Below are 4028 nucleotides of genomic sequence, written 5' to 3' on the forward strand. Positions count from 1 at the left end.
GCCATGCCGCCTGCCTGCTTTCCGACATCGGCTGGCGGGTGCATCCCGACCATCGCGGCGAGGAAACGCTGAGCCTGATCACCAACGGCAATTTCGGCTCGATCAGCCATCAGGGCCGCGCCTTCGTCGCGCTGTCGGTGTTTTACCGCTACGCGGGCCTCAGCGAGGAAAACGAGCCGCCGGAGCGCATCCGCGAGCTGGTGCCGCCGGCGATGGACGAGCGCGCGCGCATTCTCGGCGCCGCCTTCCGCGTTGCGCACCTGATCTCGGCGGCGCGCACCGGCGTGTTACCCGCCACACATTTCCGCACCCACGGCCGCAAGTTGATGCTGGTGTTCGAGCATCGCATGGTCGACCTCGTCGCCGACCGCGTCGGCAGCCGCTTCAAGCAACTGGCGCGGCTGGTCGGCCGCGCCGGTTCGATCGTGCGCAAATGAACGTTGGCGCGAAGTAAGGATCGGCAGAAAACTCAAACCGCGCGCTGCTTGCCGGCAAAGAACCCATAGATCAGCAGCACGATGATCGCTCCGACGACGGCACCGACGAAACCGGCCCCCTCGCCCGCCTTGTACCAACCGAGGGCTTGCCCGAGATAAGAGGCGACGAACGCGCCCACGATGCCCAGAATGGTCGTCATAATGAACCCTGACGGCTCATTGTTTCCGGGCATGATGAACTTTGCAACGACGCCCGCCAAAAATCCGATAATGATGGTCCAGATGATGCTCATCTTACCAATTCCCTATGCAGGATGAATTAAGCGTCGCGCGGAGGCAGACGTCCGTCCGGCGTGTATTTGTCGACGGCTGATGGCAGTTCTCGCGAAAGGCGCGCGAGAAGCTCTTCCTGCGAAAGCCCCGTCTGCTGCGCCAACACCGCCAGGACATCCTGACCGATGGCTTGCTTGAGCTGGGGCGGCGAAATCTCCTTGTTGGGGCCAGTGCCGATCCACGATTCCGCAGCCTCGCCTTGACCGTTCTTCTTGAATTGTTCGAACAATTCGCCAAGACCGCCGCCAAGCAGGCCTCCGACTCCCGCGCCGCCCAGCATGTTACTCAGCACATCGCTCTGCCCCGGCGGCTGCTTGCCGCCTTCGGGTTTGGAAAGCGATCCCACGGCGCTGTTGAATATTTCCGCGAGCTTGTCGCGATTTTGATATCCCGCAAGGGCAAGCATCCCAAGGAGTGCAGTCATCGATGGCATTCCGCGGCTCATTTTTGACCTCCTTCACATCTGTGGTTCAGGCCGTGTTAGGCCGGTCAGACCTGTCAAATTCCAGAAACGCTGAAAAGTTCGGCCAAGGCCGCATTATCGGCCTCACCCAGGCTGCACGCTGCCAAAGCCGCTCATAGGCTCAGCGGTCATCCCGGCAGCGAACGCCCTGACCGCGACGCGAAGTTTGATCTAGGTCAACATGGCGGCGGCGGAACCACCCCCATCGTTTTTCTCCGACTTGGCCATGGGGGGCTTGGCGATGAATTTTTCGCAAATGAAGGACGAACGCATTCTGGCGTTCTATGAAAACGTCCGGCAGCAGGTCGAGCTGGATCTGCGAGCGGGCGGCCGGTATCGCTTTGCCGGCCCCGGTGTAAAAGAATACGCAGAACGGCTGCGTGAGGAAATGGATCGTCGTCGACTGCAATACGATCCGATCGATTGGTCGTGATATCGCTGGGGTCTTCCTCGGGTTCGGCCCGTGTCCGTTGGGACAATAGCGCCAGAGACACCTTCTTTGGTTTCGTGTATCGCCCCTATGCCGGGGCTCGCTCCCGGTGTGGGACTGGCGCGTCTGCGTCGAGATATTCGTCTTGGCCTTCCGAACCCCAAAGCCCTCAGGAGCCAAGGCGGGTATCTCGCCGCGACTTCCTCGTTAGTGTGCGCCACCGAGCCGCTTCACAAGCGTGCCACGCGGACACCAACCGGCACACACAACACCCGGCTACTTCTTTTTTGGAGTCAGCCAGTCATCGTCCTCCAGGGACGGTGCCAGCTTCTGCTGTTCCAGGATTTTCCTGTGCTCCTCCGGGATCACCTGACTGCGGGCTGCCTCGTGCAGCCTCTGCGGAAACCAGGTCGCAATGCCGGGGAAAGCGATCATCAGCCCAACGCAGATCACCTGCAGGATCATGAACTGGAACATGCCGGCGTAAATCGTCGCGAGGCTCCAGCCCTTGACCACCTGCTTGAGATAGTACGCCGACATGGCGACCGGCGGCGACAGGAAGGCGGTCTGCAGCACCACCGCAACCAATGCTCCGAACCATATGAGGTCAATGCCCATGCCCTTCACGACGGGATAGAAGATCGGCAGGAACACCAGGATGATGGCCGGCCACTCAAACGGCCAACCCAGCAGGAAAATCAGCAACAGCACGACGATCAGCATGAGGCTTGGCGCCAGCTGGAGACTGAGCATCGTCTCGGTGATCCAGTTCGCGGAGCCGAGGCGGGCGAACACCGCCCCGAAAATGTTCGACGTGACCGCGAGCAGCAGGACCATGCTCGACGTCGCCATCGTCGAGATCAGCGCTCGTTGCAGCCCGCTGAGCGAGAACCTGCCATATGCGACGGCCAGGATCAGCGCGCCGACGCTGCCAATGCCGGCGGCCTCCGTCGGCGTCGCAAGCCCCCCGATGATTGAGCCGAGCGTCGCCGTGATGAGCCCGAGCAAAGGCAGCGTGCCGACGATAACCTCGCGCGCAATGTGCGCCGCCGAAAAGATCCGCTCGTCCTTTGGCACCGGCGGCCCGAGTTTGGGGTTCAAGAAGGCGCGGCCCATCAGGTAGACAATGTAGACGCCAGCCAGCAGGAAGCCCGGCCCGAAGGCCGCAGCATAGAGATCGGCGACCGACACCCCGAGCACCGGTCCCATCACGATCAGCATGACCGACGGGGGAATGAGAATGCCGAGCGTTCCGCCCGCAGTGATGGTCCCCGCCGAAAGCTTGGCGTCGTAGCCCGACTTCGTCATGATCGGCGAGGCCATGATGCCAAGCACGGTGACGGCTGCTCCGACGATGCCGGTCGCCATCGCGAACACGGTCGAGGTCAAGATGACGACGAGGAAGAGTGCGCCGCGCACGGGCGCAAGCAGCATGCGAAACGCCGTGAAAAGGCGCTCCATCAGCCCCGCCTGCTCGGTGATGAAGCCCATGAAGATGAACAGCGGCACCGCGGCCAGCAGCTCCTCCTTCATCAGGCCGATGGTCTGGAAGTAGGCCAGGTCGAAGACCGTCGCACCCATGCCCACGTAGCCGAACGCAAAAGCGAGAAACAGCAGCGTGAACGAGATCGGAACGCCGATGAAGATCGCCCCGAGCAGCACCACGAGCATGATGAGGCCGATGAGCGCTTCTGCGGTCATATCTCGACCTTCTCCTTGTGCTCGAGCTCGACGCCGGTGCGCACCATGTAGATGCTCTTGATCAGCTCGGACACGCCCTGGATGAGCAGCAGGAGGCAGGCGAGCGGCACCACGAACTTGAACGGCCACAGCACCGGCCGCCACGGCGTCTGGTCCGACATCTCGTTGATCTGCCAGGAGTAGTGAAACTCGTTCAAGCTGATCAGGAACAGCATGATCAGGCTCGGAAAGAAGAAGACGATGTAGGAAATCGTGTCGATCAGACCCTTCCTGCGGATCGAGAACTTTTCCCAGAAGAAGTCGGTGCGGATGTGAGCACCCTTGTGCAGCGCGTAGGCCGCTCCGAGCATGAACAGCGAGCCGTAGAGCATGTAGGTCGCGTCGTAGGCCCATATGGTCGGCGCGTTGAACAGGTAGCGCGATGAAACCTCGTAGGCCACGGCCAGAACAAGCGGCACCGACAGCCACGAGATGATGGTGCCGGTCCGATCCGTGAAACCGTCGATGATCCTGATTATGGCCAGGAGCGCCGGCGGCTGCCTTTCTGTCGCCTCAGCCATCCCTCCCCCTTCCGCCGACCGTTCGGGCGGCGCACTTGCGGCGCGACGCAAGGCCGGCCGCATGAGCCGCATCAATGGCGGGCGGCCGAACCGGCCGCCCGCCA

General features: G+C 62.0%; 5 protein-coding genes and 1 pseudogene. 2 read left to right on the plus strand and 4 right to left on the minus strand.

From position 1 onward, the window contains the following. Nucleotides 1-437 (plus strand): annotated as a pseudogene (locus tag CQ12_RS47010) (exopolyphosphatase); the annotation flags it as partial. A 32-nt stretch (nucleotides 438-469) separates the two neighbouring features. Here CQ12_RS47010 and CQ12_RS35890 read toward each other — a convergent pair. Further along, entirely contained in the window at nucleotides 470-730 is a 261-nt protein-coding gene (locus CQ12_RS35890) for a GlsB/YeaQ/YmgE family stress response membrane protein (protein ID WP_057839979.1), read from the minus strand. 26 nt (nucleotides 731-756) lie between these two features. Continuing rightward, on the minus strand, nucleotides 757-1215 hold the full coding sequence (locus CQ12_RS35895) for a YidB family protein (RefSeq protein WP_057839980.1): 459 nt from the start codon (nucleotides 1213-1215) through the stop codon (nucleotides 757-759). A 199-nt stretch (nucleotides 1216-1414) separates the two neighbouring features. On the opposite strand from CQ12_RS35895, the gene CQ12_RS35900 reads away from it, so the two are divergent. Next, nucleotides 1415-1666 (plus strand): hypothetical protein, encoded by a 252-nt coding sequence (locus CQ12_RS35900; protein ID WP_210180599.1) that lies wholly within the window; start codon nucleotides 1415-1417, stop codon nucleotides 1664-1666. Nucleotides 1667-1939: 273 nt separating this feature from the next. On the opposite strand, the gene CQ12_RS35905 is transcribed toward CQ12_RS35900, so the two are convergent. Next, a complete protein-coding gene (locus CQ12_RS35905; RefSeq protein WP_063799871.1) occupies nucleotides 1940-3364 on the minus strand; it encodes a TRAP transporter large permease in 1425 nt (474 codons plus the stop codon). Then, nucleotides 3361-4028 (minus strand): TRAP transporter small permease subunit (locus CQ12_RS35910; RefSeq protein ID WP_057839982.1); only part of this gene is annotated, 668 nt, incomplete at its 5' end. The genes CQ12_RS35910 and CQ12_RS35905, both read right to left, overlap by 4 nt.

Origin of the sequence: Bradyrhizobium jicamae (genome assembly GCF_001440395.1) — a bacterium.
GTDB lineage: Bacteria > Pseudomonadota > Alphaproteobacteria > Rhizobiales > Xanthobacteraceae > Bradyrhizobium > Bradyrhizobium jicamae.

What these genes read in the sequence shown, in the direction of transcription:
- CQ12_RS35895 (WP_057839980.1), bottom strand. Translation starts at nt 1,215, where the DNA reads ATGAGCCGCGGAATGCCATCGATGACTGCACTCCTTGGGATGCTTGCC.
- CQ12_RS35890 (WP_057839979.1), bottom strand. Translation starts at nt 730, where the DNA reads ATGAGCATCATCTGGACCATCATTATCGGATTTTTGGCGGGCGTCGTT.
- CQ12_RS35905 (WP_063799871.1), bottom strand. Translation starts at nt 3,364, where the DNA reads ATGACCGCAGAAGCGCTCATCGGCCTCATCATGCTCGTGGTGCTGCTC.
- CQ12_RS35900 (WP_210180599.1), top strand. Translation starts at nt 1,415, where the DNA reads ATGGCGGCGGCGGAACCACCCCCATCGTTTTTCTCCGACTTGGCCATG.